This is a genomic window from Streptomyces sp. NPDC038200 (genome assembly GCF_055600785.1).
This window is the reverse complement of record NZ_JBVJYH010000005.1, coordinates 383,125-407,152: the sequence shown is the minus strand read 5'-3', so window position 1 is coordinate 407,152 and position 24,028 is coordinate 383,125. Positions and strand designations below refer to the sequence as shown.

Genomic DNA, 24,028 nt, shown 5'->3' with positions numbered 1-24,028 from the left:
CGGTGCGGATGCGCGGTGCGCGGAGAAGGACCGGCTGCGGCCACGGAGAGGGGGCCGGCATGCAGGCGGACGAGCTGCTGGTGCTCGTGGCCGGCGGCGACCAGAGAGCGTTCGAGGAGCTGTACGGACTGGTGTCCGGACCCGTGTACGGGCTCGTACGACGGGTGGTGCGCGACCCCGCCCAGTCCGAGGAGGTCGCCCAGGAGGTACTGCTCGAACTGTGGCGCTCCGCCGCCCGGTTCGACCCCGGCCGGGGCAGCGCCCTGTCCTGGATCCTCACCCTCGCCCACCGCCGTGCCGTCGACCGGGTGCGCAGCGCCCGCGCGGCCGGGGAGCGCGAGCAGCGCGAGGCCCTGCGCGCCGGGGAACCCGCGTTCGACCAGGTCGCCGAGGAGGTCGAGGCCGGCCTGGAACGCGAGTGGGTGCGCCGCTGCCTGAACCGGCTCACGGCCCTGCAGCGCCAGTCGGTGACCCTGGCCTACTACGACGGCTACACCTACCGTGAGGTGGCCGAACGGCTCTCGCTGCCGCTCGGTACGGTCAAGACGCGGATGCGCGACGGACTCACCCGGCTGCGCCAGTGCCTGGGAGGCGCCGCATGAGCATCCTCGGCAGGCTGCTGCGCGGGGAGGACCCGCATTCCCTCGCCGCGCCCTACGCGCTGGACGCCCTCGACCCGGGCGAGCGGCGCCGCTTCGAGAAGCATCTGGCGGGCTGCGACCGCTGCGCCGCCGAGGTGCGGGACCTGGCCGAGGACGCGGTCCGCCTCGCCTTCTCCGCCGCGGCCCCCGCGCCCGCCGCCCTGCGCGACCGGGTGCTGGCCGCCGTGCGCACCACCCCGCAGGAGCGGGCCCCCGCCGGCGGTCGCGCCGTCGGACCGGACCCGGCGCCGACCCGGGAGGGCACGCGCCGGCTGCCGCCGCACGTCTGGGGCACCCAGCCCCCGCCGGGACACACCCGTACGCCCCGGACCCGCCCCCTCTTCGTCCCCTTCGCCACGGCCACGGCCGCCGCGGCCCTCGTCGTCGCCTCCCTGTTCGCCGTCCAGGCACACCGCACCGGGGACCGGCTCGCCGCCGAACAGGTCCGGGCACGTGAGATCGCCCACGTTCTGGCCGCGCCCGACGCCCGCGCCGCGCGCGGCGCGGACGCGCGGGGCCGCAGTATCGGAGTGATCGCCTCCGCCTCCGAGCGGGAAGCCGTCGTCACCCTCAGCGGATACGGCACGCCGCCCGGCGGGCGCGTCCACCAGCTCTGGCTCATGCGCCCCCGCGTGCAACCGCGCTCCCTCGGCCTCCTCACGGGCGACACGCCTCTGGTCGCCAAGGGCATCGACACCTCCTCGACGTCACTCGCCGTAACCGTCGAGCCTGACGGTGGCTCAGCGCAGCCCACGGGCCAGCCCATTGTCCAACTCACCCTGAAATCGGTCGGATTCGGAGAGTAGTCAAAGAGGGATGGTCAACACCCTTATGGGGAAGGTGAATCCTGTGGCCGAGATACACGCGTGCCGCCCCGGGGCGATAGGGTTACCCTGCCCGGGCCGGGTGACTCGTACGGGTGGGGAGTGACATGGATCAGATAACGATGCGCAGCAGGGCGAGGGTCCCTGCCATCACCTGCGGGAGCAGCGCGACCAGTTCGCGTCTCGACCGCCATCTTTCGGTGCTGGGTGGCCCCGCCATACCGCAGCGGGAGACGATCGAGGCGACGTCGCTGATGCGCGAGCTGACGGCGCGTGACGCCGTGCACGAGCGCAGCGACCGGGGTACGCGGGTCAGCCGTGTCTCCCTCTTCGCGCCGCTGCGCCGGCTGCGCCGCTCGCTGTTCGGCGGTCACTGACCGGCACGCGAGCGGGTCACCGAACGGCCTTCGCCGCGGCCACCGCGCGCGGACGCCCGCGCTCAGGCCGCCACACCGTCCCGGCGTAGCGCTGCGATCTCGTCGTCCGTCATCCCCACGGCACGCAGCAGCGCTCCGGTGTGCTGCCCGAGCGCGGGCACGTCACCCATCCGCGCCTCGTCCCCGCCCGGCAGCGTGATGGGAGGCAGCAGCGCCGTCAGCGGCCCGGCCGGCGATCCCACCTGACGCCACCGCTCCCGGGCCGCCAGCTGTGGATGCCCCGCCAGTTCGTGCAGGTCCCGCAGCCGGGCACAGGCGATACCGGCCTTCTCCAGCCGGGCCAGTGCCTCCGGCGCGTCCAGCAGCCGCAGCGCCCCCGCGACCAGGGCGTCGGTCCGCTCCCGGTGGGCCACTCGCGCGGCATTGGTCGCGTACGCCGGGTCCGAGGCCAGTTCGGGGCGGCCCATGACCTGCTCGGCCAGCCGCCGCCACTCCCGGTCGTTCTGCACGGACAGCAGCACCCGTCCGCCGTCCGCCGTCGGATAGGCGTCGTACGGTGCGATCACGGCGTGCGCGAGGCCGGTGCGGGCCGGTGGTTCGCCGCCGTGCATCGCGTGGTGCAGCGGATGCCCCAGCCATTCGGCGAGCGCCTCCAGCATGGACACCTCCACCGGGCCGCCCCGCCCGGTCGTGCCGCGTCGCACGAGCGCGGCCAGCACCCCGGAGAACGCGTACATGGCCGCTGCGATGTCCGCCGCCGGGATGCCCGCCTTCACCGGCTGTTCCGGCGTCCCGGTCACCGACACCAGGCCCGCCTCGCACTGCACGAGCATGTCGTACGCCCGCTTGTCCGCGTACGGTCCCGAGCCGCCGTAGCCCGAGATGTCCACGGCGATCAGGCGCGGGTGCGCGGCGCACAGGGTGGCCGCGTCCAGGCCGAGCCGGGCCGCCGCGCCGTGCGCGAGGTTCTGCACGAACACGTCCGCGTCCGCGACCAGCCGCCGTACGACGTCCAGGCCGCGCGGGTCCTTCAGGTCCAGCGCGAGGGACTCCTTGCCGCGGTTGCACCACACGAAGTGCGAGGCGAGTCCGCGGGCCGCCGTGTCGTAGCCGCGCGCGAAGTCACCGCCGTCGACCCGCTCCACCTTGATGACCCGGGCGCCCAGGTCGGCGAGCTGCCGGGTCGCGAAGGGCGCGGACACGGCCTGTTCGACGGCGACGACGGTGATGCCCTCCAGGGGCAGGGGCTGCTGGTCCATCGGCTGATCCATGACCGGATCATGGCCCCTGAGCGGCGGCCTTGTCAGGAGGGGCCGATCACTCGGCCCGTGTGTACCGGCTCACCGCGAGCGGCAGGAACACCGCGGTCAGGACCAGGCACCAGGCGAGCGACCCGGCGACCGGGTGCGCCACCGGCCAGGCGGCGCCCGCAGGGACGGGCGCGTTGCCGAAGAGGTCGCGCAGGGCGGTGGTCACCGCGCTGATCGGGTTCCACTCGGCGAGCGTGCGCAGCCAGCCCGGCAGGTTGTCCGTCGGGATGTACGCGTTCGACAGCAGCGGCAGCACGAAGGAGGAGGCGCCCAGCTGCCCGGCGGCCTCTTCGCTGCGGGTGAGCAGGCCCAGGAGGATCCCGGCGCAGGTGCAGGCGAACCGGAAGAGCAGCAGCAGCCCCACGGCACCGGCCGCCCCGGCCGCGCTCCCCTCGATCCGCCAGCCCACCGCGAGGCCGACCAGCAGCAGCGGCACCGTTCCGAGACTCGTGACGACGAGGTCCGCGAGGGCCTGTCCGAGCGGGACGGCGGCCCGGCTCACCGGCATGCTGCGGAACCGGTCCGCCACGCCCCGGTGGGTGTCCTGGGCGGCCTGGAACATGCCGGTCATCAGCCCGCCGGCGGCGGTGGCGACGAGCAGGCCGGGCACCAGGAAGGAGCGGTAGTCGCGGCCGGGCATCGCCAGTGCGCTGCCGAACACATAGCCGAAGAACAGCAGCATGTTGACCGGCATCAGCTGGGTCAGGATCGCCAGGCCCGGGTTGTTGCGGACCCGGCGCAGCTGCCGGCCCGTCATCGCCAGGCCGTCGTGCGCCAGCGCGCTCATGCCACTCGCTCCTCGCTGTCGGTGGTCTCCCCGGTGAGCCGCAGGAAGACGTCGTCGAGGGTGGGCGGCCGGATGCCCGCGTCCAGCAGCGGCACCCCGGACGCGTCGAGTTCGCGCACCAGGCGGGGCAGGGTCAGGGTCGGGTCGGTGGTGACCGCGCCGACGGCGTTGCGCTCGCGGTCGAACACGGGCTCCCGGCCGGTCAGCCGGTCGAGCACGGCCGCCGCCCGGGTCAGCGCGCCCGCGTCGGCGACCACCGCCTCCACGTACGACCCGATGAGCGCCTTCAGTCCGGCGGGCGATCCGGTGTGGGCGACCCGCCCCCGGTCCACCAGGGCGATGTGGTCGGCGAGTCGGTCCGCCTCCTCCAGGTACTGCGTGGTCAGCAGCACCGTCGTGCCGTCCGTCCTCAGCTCGCGCACCGCCTGCCAGATGCGCGCGCGGCTGGCCGGGTCGAGTCCCGTGGTCGGCTCGTCCAGGAAGAGCACGTCGGGGCGGCGGATCAGGCTAGCGGCGAGGTCGAGCCGGCGCCGCATGCCGCCCGAGTAGGCCGACGCCCTGCGGTCCGCGGCCTCGGTCAGGCCGAAGCGTTCCAGCAGCTCGTCCGCGCGGGCGGCCGGTCCGCGCACCCGGTGCAGCCGGGCGAACAGCCGGAGGTTCTCCCGGCCGGTGAGGTCCCCGTCGACCGAGGCGTACTGTCCGGTGACCCCGATCCGGCGCCGGACGGCCGCCGCCTCGCGGACGAGATCGCACCCGGCCACCCGTGCCGAACCCGCGTCGGGGCGCAGCAGCGTGCTCAGCAGCCGCACCGCCGTCGTCTTCCCCGCCCCGTTCGGCCCCAGCAGCCCGCAGACCGTGCCCTCGGGGACCGCCAGCTCCAGCCCCCGCAGGGCGTGCACGGCGCCGAAGCGCTTCTCCAGACCCTCACTAAGTACGGCGTACGTAGTAGTCATGCGGGGACCATATCGCACTACGTACGGTGTACGTAACTAGGATGGTGGCCGAGGTGATGACCGATGGCAGTCCGAGGGGCCGTCCCCGAGGTGATCTGGGCCCGGCCCGAGCGCACGGGCCGGGGCCCGAAGCCGGCGTACACGCGCGACGACGTCGCCGCCGCGGCCGTCCGGATCGCCGACGCGCAGGGGCTCGACGCGGTGTCGATGCGGCACGTCGCGACCGAGCTGGGCTGCGGCACCATGTCGCTGTACAACTACGTCCCCCGCAAGGAGGACCTGTACGAGCTGATGGTGGACGCGGTCAGCGCGGAGCACGAGCTGTGGGAACCCGGCGGCGACTGGCGGGCCGATCTGCGCCGGGTCGCGCACCAGACCCGCGCGCTGATGCGCCGCCACCCCTGGATGCCGCGCCTGATGTCCCCCGTCTACGGCTTCAGTCCGCACGCCCTGCGCTATCTGGAGCACTGCCTGGCCTGCCTGGACCCGCTGGACGCGCCGTACGGCACCAAGCTGGAACTCATCGCGATGCTGAACGGCATGGTCACCACCTACGTCCGCAACGAACTCGACACCGCCGAGCGGGTCCGTGCCCTGCCGTGGTCGGAGGCCGAGGAGAACGAGGTCCGGATGGCCTACCTGGGCAGCCGGATCGGCACCGGCGCGTACCCGCGCATGGCGGCGGCGTTCATGGAGGACGCCGGGCCGATCGATCTGGAGGCGGTGTTCGAGCGGGCGGTGGCACGGGTCGTCGACGCGTTCGCGCCGCGCTGACCGGGTGACCGCCGCGGGCGGGCCCCGGCCCGGTGCGCCCCGGCCGGCCGGGCCGCGCCGGCGGGCGGGCTAGAGCAGCGCGAACTGCCCCTCCGGGCCCTCCTCGTGGTGGTCCAGGACGGACGCGGGGCGGCGGGACGCCCCCGGCACCGGCAGGACGCCCGCCCGCCGCAGGTCGGCCGCCGCCACCGGTGACGTCACCCGCAGGTCGGCGCGCAGCGGCCGCAGTTCCGCCAGCAGGGCCAGGACCGTGATCAGCTCCAGCAGTTCCGACGTCCAGGTCTGCGGCCAGGTCGCCGGGCGGATCGCGGCGAGCGTGCCCGGCTCGGCCGGCGCGGTCCGGGCCGCGAACCACGTCTCCAGGACCCGGGCCCCGGCCACCTCGTGGTCCCAGGCCGCGGGCGGCACGGGGGAGATGCGGCCCTCGTCCAGGTACAGGGTTTCCTCGTCGCGGTCGTAGCGCAGCGCGAGCGGACGGGCGGGCAGCGGAGCGCGGACGTAGGGGCGGCGACCGCCCGGCAGCTTGGGGCGTTCCCCGCCGCGGCGCATCAGCCGCAGCGTCCGGCGGCCCAGGTCCACGCCGGACGCCCACAGCCCGGGGTCGTCGGTGAGCGGCACGGTGAGGTCCGGGCGGGCCGCCGCCAGGATCCAGGCCAGCGTGTCGAGGGCCGTGGGGCGGGCGCCCAGACGGGCCGCCAGATGGTCCAGCAGGCCGGGGGCCAGGTTCGGTTCCGTGCCGTCGGGGCGGCGGTAGAGCGGGCGGACCCGGCCGGTGCGCAGCGTGGGCAGGAGCGCGGTCGCCAGCAGCGGAGCGTCCGCGTCACCCGTCTCGACCGTGAAGACCTGGTGGGCGTCCGCCACCCGCCACAGCTCCGGGCGGGCCGCGTCGATCAGCCGGTGGTCCGGGATCAGCCACTGCTCGTCGAACGGGGCGGTCAGCACCCGCACCGGCTCCGCGCAGGGGCCCTCGGCGCGCGCGAGCCGCCGCGTGCCGGTGGACCGGCCGGGCAGCTGACCCACCGCCGACCGGAGCGTACGCGCCCGGGTCGGCTCGAACAGGACCTCCCGGTCCGCCCCCTCGGCCTTCAGCAGGGCGTCCCAGCGGGCCTTCAGCGTGACCGGATCGGGTGCCGTAGGCCAGGCGCGGCCCGGCCGCAGAGGTGCGACGGACCACGGCATGAGGTCCGCCAGCGGCGGAGCGTCGTCGTGCGTCACGCTCGGCATGGTACGACAGCGCCTTGCGGCGAGGGCCCCGAAGTGGCGCGAGGTCGCGTGCACGGCATGCGGCCCCGCCGCGCGGACGCGACCGGCCCCCACGGTCCCGCGGATGACCGGCGGCCCCCGGCCCCGCGGACCGGCGTCCCCCGGGCACGCGCGGGCGACCGGCGGCCCCCGGGCACCCGGGCACTCGCGGGCGACCGGCGGCCCCTCGGCCCGCCGCGGGGGAGCGGCTACGCGTCCAGCGTGACGGTGAACGAGAAGCGGTCGCCCCGGTAGTGGATGACCGCCACGTCCAGCACCCGGCCCGCCGTGTCGTAGGTGACGCCCGTGTAGTGCAGGATCGGGCTGAGCAGCGGGACCTGGAGCAGACGTGCCGTCTCGGGGTCGGCGAGCCGCGCCTCCACGGTGTCCGTGATCCGGCTGATGTCCGCCCGCACCACGTCCCGCAGCACCTTCGTCATCGGCCATCGCAGCAGGTCGTCCGGGTCGATGCGGTCCGCCAGTTCGGGACGGACGTGGTTGACGGCGTGGTTGGTCGGCTCGCCGGTCTTCTCGTCGCTGCGCAGGCGGTGGTACGCCGCCACCTCCGTGAGGTCCGGGAAGTACTCGGCGAGCCCGGCCGGCACCGGCGCCCGGCCGTGGTCCAGCAGTTCGGTCGTCATCCCGGACTGCTGGGCGACGATCGCGTCCACCGAGCCCAGCAGCCGCACCGGCGCCCCGCGCCGGACCCCGGGCTCGATGAACGTGCCGCGCCGCCGGTGCCGGCTGATGAGCCCCTCGTCCTCCAGCTCCTTCAGTGCCTGCCGCATGGTCAGCACGCTCACGCCGTAGTGCTCCGCCAACTGCTCCTCGGTGGGCAGACGCAGCGGGTCCGCCGGGGAGCGGCCGAGTATCGAGGCGCGCAGCGACTGCGACACCTGGTACCACAGCGGCAGCTTGCGGTTCAGGACGATCGAATCCGGAGCGAAGGAGGTCACGCGGCTATCCGTACCTGGCGAAGAACGTTCGGCGCAACGGCGGCGGTCACCCCCGGAAGTGGCGCTCCAGCCCCTGCCACACGTCGTCGTAGCGCTGCTGGAGGTGGTCCGCGCGGGCCGCGTGCTCGGTGAGGGTCACCGGCCAGCGGGTCTCGAACATGAAGGCCAGCCCGTCGTCGATCTTCTGCGGCTTCAGCTCGGCCGCGCTCGCCCGGTCGAAGGTCTCCCGGTCCGGGCCGTGCGCCGACATCATGTTGTGCAGCGAGCCGCCGCCGGGCACGAAGCCCTCCGCCTTGGCGTCGTACGCGCCCTCGATCAGGCCCATGTACTCGCTCATCACGTTCCGGTGGAAGTACGGCGGCCGGAAGGTGTCCTCGCCCACCAGCCAACGCGGCGCGAAGACCACGAAGTCCACGCCGGCCAGGCCCGGGGTGTCCGACGGAGAGGTCAGGACGGTGAAGATGGAGGGGTCCGGGTGGTCGTACGAGATGGTGCCGATCACATTGAAACGGCGCAGGTCGTAGACGTACGGCACATAGTTGCCGTGCCAGGCGACCACGTCCAGGGGGCTGTGGTCGTAGGTCGCCGTCCAGAGGTTGCCGCAGAACTTGTTCACCACCTCCACCGGGCCCTCGGTGTCCTCGTACGCGGCGACCGGCGCCCGGAAGTCCCGGGCGTTCGCGAGCCCGTTGGCGCCGATCGGCCCGAGGTCGGGCAGCCGGAACGGCGCCCCGTAGTTCTCGCACACGTAGCCGCGCGCGGTCGGGCTCCGGCCGTCCTCCGGCGCGGTGTCGAGCAGCTCCACACGGAAGCGCACCCCCCGCGGGATCAACGCCACCTGCGCGGGCTCCACAGGGAGCCGGCCGAACTCGGTGTGCAGCAGCAGTCCGCCGCGCTCGGGCACGATCAGCAGTTCTCCGTCGGCGTCGGAGAAGACCCGCTCCATCGAGGCGTTGGCGTGGTAGAGGTGCACCGCCATGCCGGTGCGCTGGGTCGCGTCACCGTTGCCGCCCAGCGTCCACAGGCCGCCGAGGAAGTCGGTGCCGGCCGGCGGCTCCGGCAGCGGATTCCAGCGCAGCCGGTTGGGGTCGGCCGCCGTCTCGGTGAAGGGAGCCGTGCGCAGCGCGCCGTTGTCGGCGCGGGTGAACGCCGGATGCGCGGCCGAGGGGCGGATGCGGTAGAGCCAGGAACGCCGGTTGTGCGCCCGCGGTTCGGTGAACGCCGTACCGCTCAGCTGCTCGGCGTACAGGCCGAGCGGTGCCCGCTGCGGTGAGTTGCGGCCCTCGGGCAGGGCGCCCGGCACCGCCTCCGAGGCGTGCTCGTTGCCGAACCCGGTCAGATACGACAGCCCCTCGGCGGTCTTCCGTGCGTCCCCGCTCATGATCGCTCCTTGCGCTTCCGATTCCTATGCAACACCGTAGGAATGAGTGGGGTCCCGCGCAAGGGGGTCCCGGCGTCCTCCCGCCGGGGGAGGGCGGGAACCAGACTTCAGGGGGATCCGGGATGCCGGTCCGTCGGCATACGCTCCCCGTCATGTCGTGGACGAAGTGGACGCGTGGGACTCTCGCCGCGCTCGCGGTGTGCGTCCTGCTGCCGTTCGGGGCGTCGGCCTGCGCGACCGGCGAGGCGCACGGGGACACGGTCGCGCCCTCACCCGTGGGAAAGGTGCTGGACGACACCGACGAGACCGGCCGCAACCTGCGCGAGGTGCCCCGGAAGGACGCCCCCGAGGTCGCCGTCGAGGTCGTCCCGGACTCCGCCGGGGGCTGGGACGTCCGGCTGGCCTTCCGCCACTTCCGCTGCTCCCCGTCCGGTACCCGGCCGGCCGCCGTCCTCGGCCGTGGTCTGGCCCACCTCTTCGTCGACGGCCACCGGGTCGCCCGGCTGCGCACCCCCGTGTTCCACCTGGCCGCCGGCCTCGTCCCGCACGGCACCCACCGGGTCACCGCCCGGCTGTACGCCGACGACGGCACGGTGTGGGCCGTGCAGGGCAGACCGGTCGAGAGCACCGCCGACATCACGGTGTCCGACGCCACGGTGTCCGGCGCGCCGGCCTCCGATGCGACGGTGTCCGGCGCCGGGGCGGACGCGGCGCGGCCGACGGCCGGAACCGGGTCCCCCGCCACCGGTGCATGACCGCGGCCGGAACATGAGTGCAAGGGGCATCCGTCACCGTACTGGGGGACGAGGTTCACCGGACCCCGGCGGAAAGGCATCATGAAGCCCGTGCCCCACGCGACATCGCTCCGCCGCGCGCCCGTCCAGCGACGCAGCGCAGAACGGCTGACCAGGATCCTGGACGCCTGCGCCGAACTCCTCGACGAGGTCGGCTACGACGCCCTGAGCACCCGCGCGGTCGCCCAGCGCGCCGGCGTCCCCATCGGCTCGGTCTACCGGTTCTTCGGCAACAAGCGGGAGATGGCCGACGCCCTCGCCCAGCGCAACCTGGAGTGGTACGTCGAGCGCGTCACCGAGCGGCTGAAGGGGGCCGGCAAGGGGGACTGGCGGGCCGCCATGGACGCCGTCCTGGACGAGTACCTCGCCATGAAGCGCACCGCGCCCGGCTTCTCCCTGGTCGACTTCGGCAACCAGATCCCCGTCGGCTCCCGCCACTCCGAGCCCAACACCCGGGTCGCGGACCGGCTCACCGAGCTGCTCGCCGGCTATCTCACCCGCACCCCGGACGGGGACCTGCGGCGGGCCTTCCTGGTCGCCGTGGAGAGCGCCGACACCCTCGTCCAGCTGGCCTTCCGCCTGGATCCCCAGGGGGACGAGGCGATCATCGCCGAGACCCGGGAACTGCTGCGGGCCTATCTGGGGCGCGTGCTCGACTGAGGCGTCCGCGGGGCCCGGTGAACGGTCCCGTCGCGGATTCCGTGGGTCCCGTCCGGGGGCCTCTGCAGGGTCGCGTCCGCGGGCCGCCTGAACGATCCCGTCCGTAGTCCCCGGACGGGCTCACCCGGGCCCGCGGAAAACGGTCCCGGGCGAAGGGCTCCCCAGCGTGCATACCGGTCGGTATGCTCGCCCGAGTCGGTCCGTGCCGCGGAGACCTCCGCCGCGCCTTCGCGGTCACGGGCGACCCCGCCGCCGACCCTCCGGGAGGACCCGTGTCCCGCACCGCCCTGCGAATCTGCCCCCTGTGCGAGGCCACCTGCGGGCTCACCCTCACCATCGAGGGCACGCGCGTCACCGGCGCCCGCGGTGACCGGGAGGACGTCTTCAGCAAGGGGTTCATCTGCCCCAAGGGCGCCTCCTTCGGCGCCGTCGACGGCGACCCCGACCGGCTGCGCACCCCGCTCGTCCGCACGGACGGCGCGCTGCGCGAGGCCACCTGGGACGAGGCCTTCGACGCGGTCGCCGCCGGCCTGCGCCCGGTCGTGGAGCGGTACGGCCCGGACGCCGTCGGCGTGGTCCTCGGCAACCCCAACGTGCACACCATGGCGGGCGCCCTCTACCCGCAGGTCCTGCTCGGTGCCCTGCGCACCCGCAGCCTGTTCACCGCGTCCACGGTCGACCAGATGCCCAAGCACGTCTCCAGCGGGCTGCTGTTCGGCGACGCGAACGCCATCCCGGTGCCGGACCTCGACCACACCGGCCATCTGCTGCTCATCGGCGCCAACCCCCTGGAGTCCAACGGCAGTCTGTGCACCGCGCCCGACTTCCCCGGCAGGCTCAAGGCCCTCAAGGCCCGCGGCGGCCGGCTCACCGTCGTGGACCCGCGCCGCACCCGCACCGCCCGGCTCGCCGACCGGCACCTGGCGATCCGCCCCGGCACCGACGCCCTGCTGCTCGCGGCCATGGCGCACACCCTCTTCGCGGAGGACCTGGTCGACCTCAAGGACCTGGCCCCGCACGTCCAGGGCATCGACGAACTCCGGCACGCGATGGACGACTTCACCCCCGAGGCCGTGGCCCCGGCCTGCGACCTGGACGCCGACGAGATCCGCACCCTCGCCCGCGAACTCGCCGCCGCCCCCGCGGCCGCCGTCTACGCCCGCATCGGCAGCTGCACCGTCCCGCACGGCACCCTGGCCAGCTGGCTGGTCGACGTCCTCAACATCCTCACCGGAAACCTGGACCGGCCCGGCGGTGCCCTGTTCCCGCAGGCCGCCACCGACAGGACGCCCCGCCCGGCGGGCCCCGGCCGCGGCTTCGCGCTCGGCCGCTGGCACTCCCGGGTCAGCGGGCACCCCGAGGCGAAGGGGGAGTTGCCGCTCGCCGCGCTCGCCGAGGAGATCGACACCGCGACCGACGAGGGCACCCCGGTCCGCGCGCTGATCGCCGTCGCCGCCAACCCCGTGCTCTCCGCGCCCGACGGCGACCGGCTCGACAAGGCCCTGGACTCCCTGGACTTCATGGTCAGCGTCGACCCGTACCTGAACGAGACCTCGCGCCACGCCCACGTCGTCCTGCCCCCGCCCCCGCCCGCCCAGAGCCCGCACCACGACTTCGCCTTCAACACCCTCGCCGTCCGCAACCAGGTCCGCTACACCCGCCCCGCGGTCCCGCTGGAGCCCGGCCGGATGGCGGAGAGCGAGATCCTCGCCCGACTGGTCCTCGCGGCCACGGGGATGCACGGCACCGATCCGGCCGCCGTCGACGCCCTGGTCGTCGACCAGACCCTCGGCAAGGCCGTCCAGGACGCGCACTCGCCGGTGCACGGCCGGGACCCGCAGGCCCTCGCCGCCCAGCTCTCCGGCGACAACGGCCCCGAACGGCGGCTCGACATGATGCTGCGCCTCGGCCCGTACGGCGACGGCTTCGGCGCCCGCCCCGACGGGCTCACCCTGGAGAAGCTGCTCGCCCACCCGCACGGCATCGACCTCGGCCCGCTGCGCCCGCGCCTGCCGCAGCCGCTCCGCACCCGCAGCGGCAAGGTCGAGCTGCTGCCCGGGCCGATCGCCGGCGACCTGCCCCGGCTCCGCGCGGCCCTGCGCGAACGGCCCGCGGGTCTCGTCCTCGTCGGCCGCCGCCATCTGCGCTCCAACAACAGCTGGATGCACAACGTGCCCGCCCTCACCGGCGGCAGCAACCGCTGCACCGTGCACATCCATCCCGAGGACGCCGTCCGCCTCGGGGTCGTGGACGGCGCCGACGTACGCGTCAAGGGCGCCGGGGGAGAGGTGGTCGCCCCCGCCGAGATCACCGACGGGGTCCGGCCCGGCGTGGTGAGCCTGCCGCACGGCTGGGGCCACGACCGCCCCGGCACCCGGCTGAGCCACGCCGCCACGGATCCCGGTGTCAACGTGAACCAGCTGCTCGACGGCAGCCTGCTCGACCCGCTCTCGGGCAACGCGGTGCTCAATGGCGTCCCCGTCGAGCTGGTCGTACCCCTCGCACAGCCGTGACCAGGACTTTTGCGCTTATTGCTCGCGCGTCAACATCTTGTTAACGCCATTTGAACGGACCTAACGTCATCGCACCGCCGACCCCCAGGTGGGATGTTCAAGGGCGAACGTTAGGTAACCATTCATGCTGACCATCCTCGGCTTCGCCATGATCGCGACCTTCCTGGTCCTGATCATGCTGAAGAAGATGTCGCCGATCGCGGCGCTCGTGCTCATCCCCGCGCTCTTCTGCGTGTTCGTGGGCAAGGGCGCCAAGCTCGGCGACTACGTCATCGACGGCGTCACCGGCCTCGCCCCCACCGCGGCGATGCTCATGTTCGCGATCGTCTACTTCGGTGTGATGATCGACGTCGGCCTCTTCGACCCGATCGTGCGGGGCATCCTGAGGTTCTGCAAGGCCGACCCGCTGCGCATCGTGCTCGGTACGGCGGTGCTCGCCGCGATCGTCTCCCTGGACGGCGACGGCTCCACCACCTTCATGATCACCGTCTCGGCGATGTACCCGCTGTACAAGCGCCTGAAGATGTCCCTGGTCGTCATGACCGGCGTCGCCGCCATGGCCAACGGCGTGATGAACACGCTGCCCTGGGGCGGCCCCACCGCCCGGGCCGCCACCGCCCTGAAGCTGGACGCGAGCGACATCTTCGTACCGATGATCCCGGCCCTCGCCATGGGCCTGCTGTTCGTCCTCGCCCTCGCCTACGTCCTCGGCCGCCGCGAGCGCAAGCGGCTCGGCGTGCTCACCCTGGACGAGGTGCTGGTGGAGGAGACCGAGACGGTGCTCGTCGGCTCCGGTCCCGGCACGGAGGCCGCGAAGGCCGGCGGCGCCGGCTCCGGCGAGGGCGCGACCGGCACCGGCGGGTCCGGTTCCGGTGCGGACGCCGCCTCCGACGAGCCCGAGGCGGCCGAGGAGGAGGGCTTCCAGGGCCTGGACCCGGACCGGCCCACCCTGCGCCCGAAGCTGTACTGGTTCAACGCGCTGCTCACGGTCGTCCTGCTCACCGCCATGATCATGGAGTGGCTCCCGATCCCGGTGCTCTTCCTGCTCGGCGCGGCCCTCGCCCTCACCGTCAACTTCCCGCACATGCCGGACCAGAAGGCCCGCATCGCCGCCCACGCGGAGAACGTCCTCAACGTCTCCGGCATGGTGTTCGCCGCCGCCGTCTTCACCGGCGTCCTGCAGGGCACCGGCATGGTCGACCACATGGCCACCTGGCTGGTGGACAACATCCCCGACGGCATGGGCCCCCACATGGCCTTGGTCACCGGCGTGCTGAGCATCCCGCTCACCTACTTCATGTCCAACGACGGCTTCTACTTCGGCGTCCTGCCGGTGCTCGCCGAGGCGGGCCAGGCGCACGGCGTCTCCTCGCTGGAGATCGCCCGCGCCTCGATCATCGGCCAGCCCCTGCACATGTCCAGCCCGCTCGTCCCCGCCGTCTACGTCCTGGTCGGCATGGCCGGGGTCGAGTTCGGCGACCACACCCGGTTCGTGGTCAAGTGGGCCGCGCTCACCTCCCTGGTGGTCCTCGGCGCGGGGCTCCTGTTCGGCATCATCTGAGCACCCTTCGGAAAGGACTCGCGTCATGGCGCCCGGTGGGAACCGCGGCTGGCTGCTCCGCCTCGTCATCGCCTTCGGCTGCGCGCAGGGGGCGGTGTCGATGGCCCGGCCCGCCGTCTCCTACCGGGCCCTCGCGCTGGGTGCCGACGAACGGGCGGTGGGCGTCATCGCCGGCGTGTACGCCCTGCTGCCGCTGTTCGCCGCCGTACCGCTCGGCCGGCGCACCGACCACGGCCGCTGCGCGCCCCTGCTCCCGGCGGGCGTGGTCCTCATCGCCGGCGGCTGTGTCCTGAGCGCGGTCGTGGACTCCCTGTGGGCGATGGCCCTGTGGAGCGGGGTGATGGGGCTCGGCCACCTCTGCTTCGTGATCGGCGCCCAGTCGCTGGTGGCCCGCCAGTCCGCGCCCCACGAGCAGGACCGCAACTTCGGCCACTTCACCATCGGCGCCTCGCTGGGCCAGCTCGTCGGACCCGTGGCCGCGGGCGCCCTCATCGGCGGCCCCGACATGGCACACGGCAGCGCCCTCGCGCTGGGCACCGCGGGCGCGGGCGCGGCGGTCGCGTTCACCTCGCTGTGGCGCATCGAGGACCGTACGGCCGTCGGCACCGGCCCGCGGCAGGGCGCACGCGTGCCGGTCGCCGGCATCCTGCGCGCCCGGGGCGTGCCCGCGGGCATGCTGATCAGCCTGTCGGTGCTGTCCGCGACGGACGTCCTCACCGCCTACCTCCCGGTGGTCGGCGAGCACCGGGGCATCGCCCCCTCGGTGATCGGCGTCCTGCTCGGCCTCCGGGCCGGCGCCACCATCGCCTGCCGGCTCGTCCTCACCCCGCTGCTCCGGCTGCTCGGCCGGCCCGCGCTGCTCACCGTGACCTGCCTGCTGGGGGGCCTGCTGTGCGCGGGGGTCGCGCTGCCGGTGCCGGTGTGGGCGCTCGGCGTGATGCTCACGGTCCTGGGCTTCTGTCTGGGGGTGGGCCAGCCGCTGTCGATGACGACGGTGGTGCAGGCCGCCCCCGCGGAGGCCCGCTCCACCGCGCTCGCCCTGCGGCTGACCGGCAACCGGCTCGGCCAGGTCGCCGCGCCGGCCGCCGCGGGTCTGGTGGCCGGGCTGGCGGGGGTGGCGGCGCCGTTCGTGATGCTGGGTGCCCTGCTGCTGGTGTCGTCGGGGGTCGCGCTGCGGTCGCCGGCCAGTCCCCGCGAGGTGCCCGACGGGGCGGTGCCCGAGGGACCGAGGCGTGCGGGATTGCGCCGCACGAGCGATATCTGACGGCGCGCCGGGCGTCGCTGCCGGGGGTCGCGCGGCCCATGACGGAGAGTCCAGGCGAAAGAGCGATTTGTATGAAAATCGTCTGAACTCGGAGGATTGCGCATGCCGACCCTGACACTCCCACGCGCCGTCGGCCCTCGCGCGGGCGCCACTGTCGTCCTCACCGCCCTCGCAGCGGCCGGCGCATCATGGGTGGCGGCGCCGAGCGCGGTCGCCCAGGGGGAGAACGGTGACATCAGGATCCACAACGCCCGCTCGACCAACCCGCCGTCGTTCATCGGATCGGCGAAGGACGATCCGGTGGTCTGCAAGTTCTTCCTCGAGGCCGTCAACTTCGACTCGCTCCCCAGCATCGCCTACACCATCACGCCCCAGCCCCCGCTGCCCACGGCGGCCACCGTGACCGGTGTCATCCAGCTCGCCGCCGGTGCGGGGCACACCGACCCGCTGGGGCTGGCGGACGGGCAGTACAAGATCAGCTGGACCGTGGGGACACCCCCGGCGCTGAAGGAGAAGGTCTTCCGCGTCAACTGCCACGACGGCCGGGTGGAGGGGGAGCACGGCCCGAACGGGCAGATCGCCGACCAGCAGCAGGACGACGGGGGCTGGGGCCAGGGCGGCCAGGGCGGTCAGGGCGGCGGCGACCACGACGGTCCGAAGGGCGGTGTGCACGCGGGCGGCGGTGGTCTCATCGACACGGCCGCCGCGTACTCCCCGGTGGCCGCCGCGGCGGCCGTGGGTCTGGTGGCCGTCAGCGGTGTCGTGTACTTCCGGCTGATCCGCCGGCGGCCCCATGGTGCCGCGTAGGCACCGACGCAGGCCCTGGTACCGGACCCGTGCCTACCGGCTCGCCAGGACGGCCGTACTGGCGGTCGTCCTGGTGACGGTGGTGTCGCACTGCGGGCCGACGGGCGGGCCGGCCGCGGCCGGCCGCGCGGGCGGGCAGGGGTCCGGTTCCCCGGGCTCCGCCCCTCCGACGCCGCCGCCCCGCCCGCTGCCCCGTTCCCGGCCGACGTCCTTCCGCGTGCCCTTCCTGGGGGTCGACGCCCCGATCATCCCGCTCCGGCTCGACCGGAACCGGCAGTTGGAGACACCGCCCGTCGACAGGCCCCGGCTGGTCGGCTGGTACCAGGGCGGCCCCACACCGGGGGAGAACGGCACCGCGGTCGCCGTCGGACACCGCGACACCACGACCGGATCCGCCGTGTTCGCAGGGCTCGCCCAGATCCAGCCCGGCAAGCACATCGAGGTCGCGCGAGCGGACGGGCGTACCGCCGTCTACTCCGTGGACCGGGTCAAGGTCTTCGACAAGACCGGTTTCCCCGACAAGGAGGTGTACGGCTCGGCCGGGCGCCCGGAGCTGCGGGTGATCACCTGTGGTGGCCTGTTCAGCCGGCGGACCGGTTACACCAGCAATGTGGTGGTCTTCGCCCATCTCACCGCGACGAGATGACCCACGGGCCGGCCGGAGGGGCTCCCCGCCCGCACCGGCCGGCCCGCTCGTCATGATGTCCTGGTACGGCTGCGACCCAGGAATGTCTGGCGCACGAAAACTATCATCGCTAGTTTGTGTGCCGGACGACGCGGACCCGCCGGGAGGAACAGCATGAAGGCACACGACGGCCTGTACATCGACGGCGCCTGGCGCCCCGCCGAGAGCAGGGACGTGATCGAGGTCGTCGACCCCGTCGGCGAGCAGGTCATCGGCCGGGTCCCGGCGGGCGGGGCGCTGGACGTCGACACCGCCGTACGGGCCGCGCGCGCCGCCCTGCCCGGCTGGGCCGCCACACCCCCGGCCGAGCGCGCCGCCCGCCTGACCGCCCTCCGGGACGCCCTCGTGGCCCGCAAGGACGAGATCGCCGAGACGGTCACCGCCGAACTGGGCTCCCCCCTGCAGTTCTCCCAGGCCGTGCACGCCGGCGTACCGATCGCGGTCGCGGGCTCCTACGCCGGGCTGGCCGCGACCCACCCCTTCGAGGAGAAGGTCGGCAACTCCACCGTCCTGCACGAGCCGATCGGCGTGGTCGGCGCGATCACCCCCTGGAACTACCCCCTCCACCAGATCGTCGCCAAGGTCGCCCCGGCCCTCGCCGCGGGCTGCACGATCGTCCTCAAGCCCGCCGAGGACACCCCGCTCACCGCCCAGCTGTTCGCCGAGGCGGTGCACGAGGCCGGTCTGCCCGCGGGCGTGTTCAACCTGGTCACCGGCCTCGGCCCGGTCGCCGGACAGGCCCTCGCCGAACACCCGGGCGTGGACCTGGTCTCCTTCACCGGCTCCACGGCGGTCGGCAGGCGGATCGGCGCGGTGGCCGGCGCGGCCGTGAAGAAGGTCGCCCTGGAACTGGGCGGCAAGTCCGCCAACGTGATCCTGCCGAGCGCCGACCTCGCCAAGGCCGTCAACGTCGGCGTCGCCAACGTGATGTCCAACTCCGGCCAGACGTGCAGTGCCTGGACCCGCATGCTGGTCCACCGCGACCGGTACGACGAGGCCGTCGAGCTGGCCCGTGCCGCCGCCGCCAAGTACGGCGACCGCATCGGCCCGGTGGTCAGCGCCAAGCAGCAGGCCCGGGTGCGCGGCTACATCGAGAAGGGCATCGCCGAGGGCGCCCGGCTGGTCGCGGGCGGCCCCGAATCCCCGCGCGAGAAGGGCTACTTCGTCAGCCCCACCGTCTTCGCCGACGTCACCCCGGAGATGACGATCGCCCAGGAGGAGATCTTCGGCCCCGTCCTGTCGATCCTGCGGTACGACGACGAGGACGACGCCCTGCGCATCGCCAACGGCACGGTGTACGGCCTCGCGGGCGCCGTGTGGGCCGCCGACGAGGCCGAGGCGGTGGCCTTCGCCCGCCGCATGGACACCGGCCAGGTCGACATCAACGGCGGCCGGTTCAACCCCCTCGCGCCCTTCGGCGGTTACAAGCAGTCCGGCGTCGGCCGGGAACTCGGCACGCACGGCCTCGCCGAGTACCTCCAGACCAAGTCCCTCCAGTTCTAAGGAAGTCCGAGACCCATGGCCGTACGAGCCGCCGTCCTGCCCGCCATCGGCGCCCCGCTGGAGATCACCGGGATCGAGCTGCCCGAGCCCGGACCCGGACAGGTCCGGGTCCGCCTCGCCGCCGCCGGCGTCTGCCACTCCGACCTGTCCCTGTCCGACGGCACCATGCGGGTACCGGTCCCGGCCGTCCTCGGCCACGAGGGCGCCGGCACGGTCGTCGCCGTCGGCGAGGGCGTCACCCATGTCTCGCCCGGCGCCCCCGTGGTGCTCAACTGGGCGCCCGCCTGCGGCGCCTGCCACGCCTGCGCGCTCGGCGAGGTCTGGCTGTGCGCCAACGCCCTGGCAGGCTCCGCCGGCGTCCACGCCCGCACCGCCGACGGCACCGCACTGCACCCCGGCCTGAACGTGGCCGCGTTCGCCGAGGAGACGGTCGTCCCCGCGGCCTGCGTGCTGCCGCTGCCGGACGGGGTACCCCTGGTGGACGCCGCCCTCCTGGGCTGCGCCGTGCTCACCGGCTACGGCGCCGTCCATCATTCGGCGAAGGTCCGGGAGGGCGAGACGGTCGCCGTGTTCGGTGTCGGCGGGGTCGGCCTGGCCACCCTCCAGTCGGCCCGTATCGCGGGCGCGTCGCGGATCGTCGCGGTCGACGTCTCCCCCGAGAAGGAGGAGCTGGCCCGCGCGGCCGGCGCCACCGACTACGTCCTGGCCTCCGACACCACCGCCCGCGAGATCCGCGCCCTGACCGGCAAGCAGGGCGTCGACGTCTCCGTGGAGTGCGTGGGCCGCGCGGTCTCCATCCGCGCGGCCTGGGAGTCCACCCGCCGGGGCGGCCGTACGACGGTCGTCGGCATCGGCGGCAAGGACCAGCAGGTGACCTTCAACGCGCTGGAGATCTTCCACTGGGGCCGCACCCTGTCGGGCTGTGTCTACGGCAACAGCGATCCGGCCCGTGACGTGCCCGTGCTCGCCGAGCATGTGCGGCAGGGCCGCCTGGACCTGCCGGGACTGGTCACCGAGCGGATCGGCCTGGAGGGGATCCCGGCGGCTTTCGAGAACATGCTGGCGGGCAAGGGCGGCCGGGCGCTGGTGGTGTTCTGAGGGTCAGCCGGCCTTCTCGGGTCGCGGCTCCCGGGCCGCGACCCGCTTGCCTCGGCCCCGCGCGCCGGACGTTCGGAGTGGCCGGCAGGGGCGCGGGGAATCGCGCGAGTGGTCACGGCGGAGCCGTGCCCGGTGTGCGGCAGGACGGCGCTCCCGGGGGCCGGGCCGCGTCAGCGCAGCGCACCGGACGGGATGCCGAGCAGGGAGTCCAGCACGCGTTCGCCGGACGGAGTCACTTTCACGGCCCGCCCCGTCCCGATCCGCACACACCACCCCGCGTCCAGCGCATGCCGGCACAGCGCGGCCCCCGCAGCCCCCGCGAGGTGCGGTCGGCGCTCGGTCCAGTCGAGGCATGCGCGGGCGAGTGGGCGCCGGCTCGAAAGGTCCAGCGGAATGCCCGCCGCGCCGAACCACTCCACCCCCGCGTCCGTGAGCGCGAACCCCGTGTCCTGCCGCAGCAGCCCCCGGCGGGTCAGCGCGTCCGTGACCGCGATCCCCAGCCGCCCGGCGAGATGGTCGTAACAGGTACGGCCCCGCGCCATCGCGGACCCGGCGCTCGACTCCCGCAGCGAACGCGGCCGTTCGGCCGGCGCGGGCACCCGCACCTGCGCCGCGAGATCCTCGACGAGCTGGGCCACGCGCGCGTCGGCCAGCCGGACGTACCGGTGCCGCCCCTGCCGTTCCTCCGCGAGCAGCCCGCCGGCCACCAGCTTGCCCAGGTGCTCGCTCAGCGTGGAGGCCGCGACTCCGGCGTGCCGGGCCAGTTCACCGGCCGTCCACGCCCGCCCGTCCAGCAATGCCAGCAGGCACGCGGCCCGCGTCCGGTCGGCGATCAGCCCGGCCAGCGCGGCGAGGCCCGCCGCCTGGGGGTCCTTGATGCTCATGCCCCCAGCATGCGGCACCCTCACTTCGGCGCCGGCCGAAGCGTTCTCACACCCGGACCTGTTCGTACTGCTGCGCCAGCCCGTCCAGCAGCGCGCTGAGCCCCGCCTCGAAGGCCCGCTCGTCGATCTTCTCCTGCTGCTCGGCGAGCAGATGGGCCTGGCCGAGGTGGGGATAGTCGGCGGGGTCGTACGCGCTCGCGTCGTCCACGAAGCCGCCCGCGAACGAACCGAGCGCCGAGCCCATGATGAAGTACCGCATCAGGGCGCCGATGGAGGTGGCCTGCGCCGGCGGCCAGCCGGCGTCGACCATCGCGCCGTAGACCGCGTCGGCCAGGCGCAGCGCGGCGGGGCGGCGGCCGGGGCCGCGCGCGAGGACCGGGACGATGTTCGGGTGGTCGCGCAGCGCGGCCCGGTAGGAGACGGCCCAGTCGTGCAGCGCGGTCCGCCAGTCCCGGCCGTCCTCGAACATCGACAGGTCGACCAGCGCGCTCACCGAGTCCGCGACCACCTCCAGGATCTCGTCCTTGGTGCGGAAGTGGTTGTAGAGCGAGGGCCCGCTGACCCCCAGCTCGGCGGCGAGGCGGCGAGTGGAGACGGCCGCCAGGCCCTCCCGGTCCACGAGGTCCCGGGCCGTCTCGACGATCCGGTCGGTGCTGAGGAGGGGCTTGCGCGGTCGGGCCATGGCGCACATAGTAGGGCTGCGGCCGGAAACTAGCAGTGCTAATTTAAATGTACGGCTTTCAAGATCTGTCGGCGTATCCGTGTGGTGTGGGGTGATCTCGTGGTGAACCTGGGGCTCAGCGAGGAGCAGGCGGCCGTACGGCGGCTCGCCCGGGACTTCGTGGAGCGCGAGATCGCCCCGCACGTGGTCGCCTGGGACCGGGCCGAGGAGGTCGACCGGGCCCTCGTCGAGAAGCTCGGCGAGGTCGGCTTCCTGGGGCTGACCGTGGACGAGGAGTACGGCGGCTCCGGCGGTGATCACCTCGCCTATTGCCTGGTCACCGAGGAACTGGGGCGCGGGGACTCCTCGGTCCGCGGGATCGTCTCCGTCTCCCTCGGGCTCGTCGCCAAGACGATCGCCGCCTGGGGGAGCGAGGAGCAGAAGCGGCGCTGGTTGCCGGGGCTCACCGCGGGCGAGTACGTCGGCTGCTTCGGCCTCACCGAACCCGGCACCGGCTCCGACGCCGGCAACCTCACCACCCGGGCGGTGCGCGACGGCGACGACTACGTCGTCAACGGCACGAAGATGTTCATCACCAACGGGACGTGGGCGGACGTCGTCCTGCTCTTCGCCCGCTCCACCGACGCCCCCGGCCACAAGGGCGTCTCCGCCTTCCTGGTCCCCACCGACACCCCCGGCCTGACCCGCCGCGCCCTCCACGGCAAGCTCGGCCTGCGCGGCCAGGCCACCGCCGAGCTGGTCCTGGAGGACGTGCGTGTGCCCGCCTCGGCGATGCTCGGCGAGGAGGGCAAGGGCTTCTCCGTCGCCATGTCCGCGCTCGCCAAGGGGCGGATGTCGGTGGCCGCGGGCTGCGTCGGGATAGCCCAGGCCGCGCTGGACGCGGCCGTGCGGTACGCCGGGGAGCGCGAACAGTTCGGCAGGTCCATCGCCCACCACCAGCTGGTGCAGGAGCTGATCAGCGACATCGCCGTCGACGTGGACGCGGCCCGCCTGCTCACCTGGCGGGTCGCCGACCTGATCGACCGCGGCGAGCCGTTCGCCGTCGAGTCGTCCAAGGCCAAACTGTTCGCCTCCGAGGCCGCGGTACGCGCCGCGAACAACGCCCTCCAGGTCTTCGGCGGCTACGGCTACATCGACGAGTACCCGGCCGGCAAACTCCTGCGCGACGCCCGCGTGATGACCCTGTACGAGGGCACCAGCCAGATCCAGAAACTGCTCATCGGGCGTTCCCTGACCGGGGTCTCGGCGTTCTGAGTACGCTCCTGAGTATTCCGGCGGATGTGGCGCGGACCACGTCCGCCGATGCTGGGGGCATGAGTGACACACCGGTCAAGCACGAGAGCACGGCCGCCTTCTACGGCCAGGCCGTCGCCTCCTTCGCGGTCGCCATGGCGGCCACCGCCATCGGCATCTTCCGGCTGGACGCGAACGCCTGGGTCCGCGGCTTCCTGGCCATCGCCGTCCTCTACCTCGTCACCTCCGCCTTCACCCTCGCCAAGGTGATCCGGGACCGGCAGGAGGCGGGGCAGATCGTCAGCCGTGTCGACCAGGCCCGCCTGGAGAAACTGCTCGCCGACCACGACCCCTTCGAAAAGCTCTGAGCCGCTGCACTAAGCGCTCGCTCACCGTCGGCGGTATGGTGGTGCTCCTGTCACCGAGAGGGGCGAGCGAGCGATGAGTACGGCGGAGGAGACGACCGGCGGCGAAGTGGAGCCGTGGGAAGAGGTCACCCCTGACGCGGCCCGGCGGCTGCTGGTCGCCGCCGTGGAGGCCTTCGCCGAGCGCGGCTACCACGCCACGACGACCCGCGACATCGCGGGCCGCGCCGGCATGAGCCCGGCCGCGCTCTACATCCACTACAAGACCAAGGAAGAGCTGCTCCACCGGATCAGCCGGATCGGCCACGACAAGGCCCTCGACATCCTGCGCACGGCGGCCCGCCGCGAGGGCAGCGCCGCCGAGCGGCTGGCCGACGCGGTCAGCTCCTTCGTCCGCTGGCACGCGGGACGGCGCACCACCGCGCGCGTCGTGCAGTACGAGCTGGACGCCCTCGGCCCCGACGCCCGCGCGGAGATCCTCGCGCTGCGCCGCCAGGTGGACGCCGAGGTGCGCGGGATCATCGAGGACGGCGTCGCCGCGGGCGAGTTCGACGTGCTGGACGTCCAGGGCACCACGCTCGCCGTGCTGTCGCTGTGCATCGACGTGGCCCGCTGGTTCAGCGTCGACGGCCCGCGCACGCCCGAGGAGGTCGGCGCGCTCTACGCCGACCTGGTGCTGCGCATGGTCGGGGCGGAGTAGGCCCGGCTCGGCCCGCCGGGCCGGCCGGGCCCGC

24 protein-coding genes are annotated in these 24,028 nt (G+C 73.8%); 16 read left to right on the top strand and 8 right to left on the bottom strand.

Annotation, left to right across the window (positions count from 1 at the left end; all coding sequences use genetic code 11):
• Window positions 1–59: 59 nt before the first annotated feature.
• The 3 genes from ACZ7KF_RS14095 (at window position 60) to ACZ7KF_RS14085 (ending at window position 1,842) form a co-directional block, all read left to right on the top strand.
• Window positions 60–602 (top strand): sigma-70 family RNA polymerase sigma factor, encoded by a 543-nt coding sequence (locus ACZ7KF_RS14095; RefSeq protein WP_365705236.1) that lies wholly within the window; start codon window positions 60–62, stop codon window positions 600–602.
• Window positions 599–1,447: an anti-sigma factor gene (locus tag ACZ7KF_RS14090; RefSeq protein ID WP_471073217.1), complete on the top strand. Its 849-nt coding sequence runs from the start codon at window positions 599–601 to the stop codon at window positions 1,445–1,447. The genes ACZ7KF_RS14095 and ACZ7KF_RS14090 overlap by 4 nt, the downstream gene beginning before the upstream one ends.
• A gap of 125 nt (window positions 1,448–1,572) precedes the next feature.
• Window positions 1,573–1,842 carry a hypothetical protein gene (locus tag ACZ7KF_RS14085; protein ID WP_471073214.1) on the top strand — a complete coding sequence of 90 codons (270 nt, stop codon included), beginning with the start codon at window positions 1,573–1,575 and terminating at the stop codon, window positions 1,840–1,842.
• Window positions 1,843–1,904: 62 nt separating this feature from the next.
• On the opposite strand, the gene ACZ7KF_RS14080 is transcribed toward ACZ7KF_RS14085, so the two are convergent.
• From ACZ7KF_RS14080 to ACZ7KF_RS14070, 3 genes are read right to left on the bottom strand one after another with little or no spacing between them, the layout of a single operon-like run.
• Window positions 1,905–3,101, bottom strand: coding sequence for a CaiB/BaiF CoA transferase family protein (locus tag ACZ7KF_RS14080; protein WP_471073411.1), 1,197 nt, complete (start codon window positions 3,099–3,101; stop codon window positions 1,905–1,907).
• Between the two features lie 58 nt (window positions 3,102–3,159).
• Window positions 3,160–3,939: an ABC transporter permease gene (locus ACZ7KF_RS14075; RefSeq protein ID WP_471073211.1), complete on the bottom strand. Its 780-nt coding sequence runs from the start codon at window positions 3,937–3,939 to the stop codon at window positions 3,160–3,162.
• Entirely contained in the window at window positions 3,936–4,892 is a 957-nt protein-coding gene (locus ACZ7KF_RS14070) for an ATP-binding cassette domain-containing protein (protein ID WP_471073208.1), read from the bottom strand. The genes ACZ7KF_RS14075 and ACZ7KF_RS14070 overlap by 4 nt, the downstream gene beginning before the upstream one ends.
• A 63-nt stretch (window positions 4,893–4,955) precedes the next feature.
• Here ACZ7KF_RS14070 and ACZ7KF_RS14065 point away from each other — a divergent pair, with 63 nt between their 5' ends.
• The gene (locus ACZ7KF_RS14065) at window positions 4,956–5,666 is read left to right on the top strand and encodes a TetR/AcrR family transcriptional regulator (protein WP_471073205.1); all 711 of its coding nucleotides are present in this window, start codon (window positions 4,956–4,958) and stop codon (window positions 5,664–5,666) included.
• Window positions 5,667–5,735: 69 nt separating this feature from the next.
• Here ACZ7KF_RS14065 and ACZ7KF_RS14060 read toward each other — a convergent pair whose 3' ends face one another.
• The 3 genes from ACZ7KF_RS14060 to hmgA all read right to left on the bottom strand — a co-directional run bounded on the left by ACZ7KF_RS14060 (window position 5,736) and on the right by hmgA (window position 9,245).
• Window positions 5,736–6,890, bottom strand: a complete 1,155-nt coding sequence (locus ACZ7KF_RS14060; protein WP_471073202.1) for a type ISP restriction/modification enzyme — start codon at window positions 6,888–6,890, stop codon at window positions 5,736–5,738.
• 227 nt (window positions 6,891–7,117) lie between these two features.
• Window positions 7,118–7,864, bottom strand: coding sequence for a GntR family transcriptional regulator (locus ACZ7KF_RS14055; protein ID WP_471073199.1), 747 nt, complete (start codon window positions 7,862–7,864; stop codon window positions 7,118–7,120).
• Between the two features lie 46 nt (window positions 7,865–7,910).
• On the bottom strand, window positions 7,911–9,245 hold the full coding sequence (gene hmgA, locus ACZ7KF_RS14050; protein WP_471073196.1) for a homogentisate 1,2-dioxygenase: 1,335 nt from the start codon (window positions 9,243–9,245) through the stop codon (window positions 7,911–7,913).
• A 152-nt stretch (window positions 9,246–9,397) separates the two neighbouring features.
• Here hmgA and ACZ7KF_RS14045 point away from each other — a divergent pair, with 152 nt between their 5' ends.
• The 9 genes from ACZ7KF_RS14045 (at window position 9,398) to ACZ7KF_RS14005 (ending at window position 20,130) form a co-directional block, all read left to right on the top strand.
• The gene (locus tag ACZ7KF_RS14045; protein ID WP_471073193.1) at window positions 9,398–10,000 is read left to right on the top strand and encodes a hypothetical protein; all 603 of its coding nucleotides are present in this window, start codon (window positions 9,398–9,400) and stop codon (window positions 9,998–10,000) included.
• An 81-nt stretch (window positions 10,001–10,081) separates the two neighbouring features.
• Complete coding sequence (locus ACZ7KF_RS14040; protein ID WP_471073190.1) at window positions 10,082–10,699, top strand: TetR/AcrR family transcriptional regulator; 618 nt, start codon at window positions 10,082–10,084, stop codon at window positions 10,697–10,699.
• Window positions 10,700–10,971: 272 nt separating this feature from the next.
• Window positions 10,972–13,212 carry a molybdopterin oxidoreductase family protein gene (locus ACZ7KF_RS14035; RefSeq protein WP_471073187.1) on the top strand — a complete coding sequence of 747 codons (2,241 nt, stop codon included), beginning with the start codon at window positions 10,972–10,974 and terminating at the stop codon, window positions 13,210–13,212.
• A gap of 124 nt (window positions 13,213–13,336) precedes the next feature.
• Window positions 13,337–14,773, top strand: a complete 1,437-nt coding sequence (locus tag ACZ7KF_RS14030) for a CitMHS family transporter (RefSeq protein ID WP_471073184.1) — start codon at window positions 13,337–13,339, stop codon at window positions 14,771–14,773.
• A 25-nt stretch (window positions 14,774–14,798) separates the two neighbouring features.
• On the top strand, window positions 14,799–16,037 hold the full coding sequence (locus ACZ7KF_RS14025; protein ID WP_471073182.1) for an MFS transporter: 1,239 nt from the start codon (window positions 14,799–14,801) through the stop codon (window positions 16,035–16,037).
• 102 nt (window positions 16,038–16,139) lie between these two features.
• Window positions 16,140–16,844 (top strand): hypothetical protein, encoded by a 705-nt coding sequence (locus tag ACZ7KF_RS14020; protein ID WP_471073179.1) that lies wholly within the window; start codon window positions 16,140–16,142, stop codon window positions 16,842–16,844.
• Window positions 16,831–17,490, top strand: a complete 660-nt coding sequence (locus tag ACZ7KF_RS14015; RefSeq protein ID WP_471073176.1) for a class F sortase — start codon at window positions 16,831–16,833, stop codon at window positions 17,488–17,490. Before ACZ7KF_RS14020 ends, ACZ7KF_RS14015 begins: the two co-directional genes overlap by 14 nt.
• A gap of 153 nt (window positions 17,491–17,643) precedes the next feature.
• Complete coding sequence (locus ACZ7KF_RS14010) at window positions 17,644–19,032, top strand: aldehyde dehydrogenase family protein (RefSeq protein ID WP_471073174.1); 1,389 nt, start codon at window positions 17,644–17,646, stop codon at window positions 19,030–19,032.
• A 15-nt stretch (window positions 19,033–19,047) separates the two neighbouring features.
• Window positions 19,048–20,130: a Zn-dependent alcohol dehydrogenase gene (locus tag ACZ7KF_RS14005; protein WP_471073171.1), complete on the top strand. Its 1,083-nt coding sequence runs from the start codon at window positions 19,048–19,050 to the stop codon at window positions 20,128–20,130.
• A gap of 170 nt (window positions 20,131–20,300) precedes the next feature.
• On the opposite strand, the gene ACZ7KF_RS14000 is transcribed toward ACZ7KF_RS14005, so the two are convergent.
• Window positions 20,301–21,014: an ArsR/SmtB family transcription factor gene (locus ACZ7KF_RS14000; protein WP_471073168.1), complete on the bottom strand. Its 714-nt coding sequence runs from the start codon at window positions 21,012–21,014 to the stop codon at window positions 20,301–20,303.
• Between the two features lie 46 nt (window positions 21,015–21,060).
• On the bottom strand, window positions 21,061–21,696 hold the full coding sequence (locus ACZ7KF_RS13995) for a TetR/AcrR family transcriptional regulator (protein ID WP_225822149.1): 636 nt from the start codon (window positions 21,694–21,696) through the stop codon (window positions 21,061–21,063).
• Between the two features lie 102 nt (window positions 21,697–21,798).
• On the opposite strand from ACZ7KF_RS13995, the gene ACZ7KF_RS13990 reads away from it, so the two are divergent.
• From ACZ7KF_RS13990 to ACZ7KF_RS13980, 3 genes are all read left to right on the top strand, one after another.
• On the top strand, window positions 21,799–22,950 hold the full coding sequence (locus ACZ7KF_RS13990; protein WP_471073408.1) for an acyl-CoA dehydrogenase family protein: 1,152 nt from the start codon (window positions 21,799–21,801) through the stop codon (window positions 22,948–22,950).
• A gap of 59 nt (window positions 22,951–23,009) precedes the next feature.
• Window positions 23,010–23,297, top strand: a complete 288-nt coding sequence (locus ACZ7KF_RS13985; protein WP_471073164.1) for a YiaA/YiaB family inner membrane protein — start codon at window positions 23,010–23,012, stop codon at window positions 23,295–23,297.
• 73 nt (window positions 23,298–23,370) lie between these two features.
• The gene (locus tag ACZ7KF_RS13980; protein WP_471073162.1) at window positions 23,371–23,994 is read left to right on the top strand and encodes a TetR/AcrR family transcriptional regulator; all 624 of its coding nucleotides are present in this window, start codon (window positions 23,371–23,373) and stop codon (window positions 23,992–23,994) included.
• Window positions 23,995–24,028: the final 34 nt, after the last annotated feature.

Coding starts and splice junctions, on each gene's coding strand:
- ACZ7KF_RS14045 (WP_471073193.1), top strand. CDS start 9,398: ATGTCGTGGACGAAGTGGACGCGTGGGACTCTCGCCGCGCTCGCGGTG.
- ACZ7KF_RS14005 (WP_471073171.1), top strand. CDS start 19,048: ATGGCCGTACGAGCCGCCGTCCTGCCCGCCATCGGCGCCCCGCTGGAG.
- ACZ7KF_RS14010 (WP_471073174.1), top strand. CDS start 17,644: ATGAAGGCACACGACGGCCTGTACATCGACGGCGCCTGGCGCCCCGCC.
- ACZ7KF_RS14090 (WP_471073217.1), top strand. CDS start 599: ATGAGCATCCTCGGCAGGCTGCTGCGCGGGGAGGACCCGCATTCCCTC.
- hmgA (WP_471073196.1), bottom strand. CDS start 9,245: ATGAGCGGGGACGCACGGAAGACCGCCGAGGGGCTGTCGTATCTGACC.
- ACZ7KF_RS14075 (WP_471073211.1), bottom strand. CDS start 3,939: ATGAGCGCGCTGGCGCACGACGGCCTGGCGATGACGGGCCGGCAGCTG.
- ACZ7KF_RS14020 (WP_471073179.1), top strand. CDS start 16,140: ATGCCGACCCTGACACTCCCACGCGCCGTCGGCCCTCGCGCGGGCGCC.
- ACZ7KF_RS14065 (WP_471073205.1), top strand. CDS start 4,956: ATGGCAGTCCGAGGGGCCGTCCCCGAGGTGATCTGGGCCCGGCCCGAG.
- ACZ7KF_RS13995 (WP_225822149.1), bottom strand. CDS start 21,696: ATGGCCCGACCGCGCAAGCCCCTCCTCAGCACCGACCGGATCGTCGAG.
- ACZ7KF_RS14040 (WP_471073190.1), top strand. CDS start 10,082: ATGAAGCCCGTGCCCCACGCGACATCGCTCCGCCGCGCGCCCGTCCAG.
- ACZ7KF_RS14070 (WP_471073208.1), bottom strand. CDS start 4,892: ATGACTACTACGTACGCCGTACTTAGTGAGGGTCTGGAGAAGCGCTTC.
- ACZ7KF_RS14060 (WP_471073202.1), bottom strand. CDS start 6,890: ATGCCGAGCGTGACGCACGACGACGCTCCGCCGCTGGCGGACCTCATG.
- ACZ7KF_RS13980 (WP_471073162.1), top strand. CDS start 23,371: ATGAGTACGGCGGAGGAGACGACCGGCGGCGAAGTGGAGCCGTGGGAA.
- ACZ7KF_RS13985 (WP_471073164.1), top strand. CDS start 23,010: ATGAGTGACACACCGGTCAAGCACGAGAGCACGGCCGCCTTCTACGGC.
- ACZ7KF_RS14025 (WP_471073182.1), top strand. CDS start 14,799: ATGGCGCCCGGTGGGAACCGCGGCTGGCTGCTCCGCCTCGTCATCGCC.
- ACZ7KF_RS14030 (WP_471073184.1), top strand. CDS start 13,337: ATGCTGACCATCCTCGGCTTCGCCATGATCGCGACCTTCCTGGTCCTG.
- ACZ7KF_RS14095 (WP_365705236.1), top strand. CDS start 60: ATGCAGGCGGACGAGCTGCTGGTGCTCGTGGCCGGCGGCGACCAGAGA.
- ACZ7KF_RS14000 (WP_471073168.1), bottom strand. CDS start 21,014: ATGAGCATCAAGGACCCCCAGGCGGCGGGCCTCGCCGCGCTGGCCGGG.
- ACZ7KF_RS14015 (WP_471073176.1), top strand. CDS start 16,831: ATGGTGCCGCGTAGGCACCGACGCAGGCCCTGGTACCGGACCCGTGCC.
- ACZ7KF_RS14085 (WP_471073214.1), top strand. CDS start 1,573: ATGGATCAGATAACGATGCGCAGCAGGGCGAGGGTCCCTGCCATCACC.
- ACZ7KF_RS14080 (WP_471073411.1), bottom strand. CDS start 3,101: ATGGACCAGCAGCCCCTGCCCCTGGAGGGCATCACCGTCGTCGCCGTC.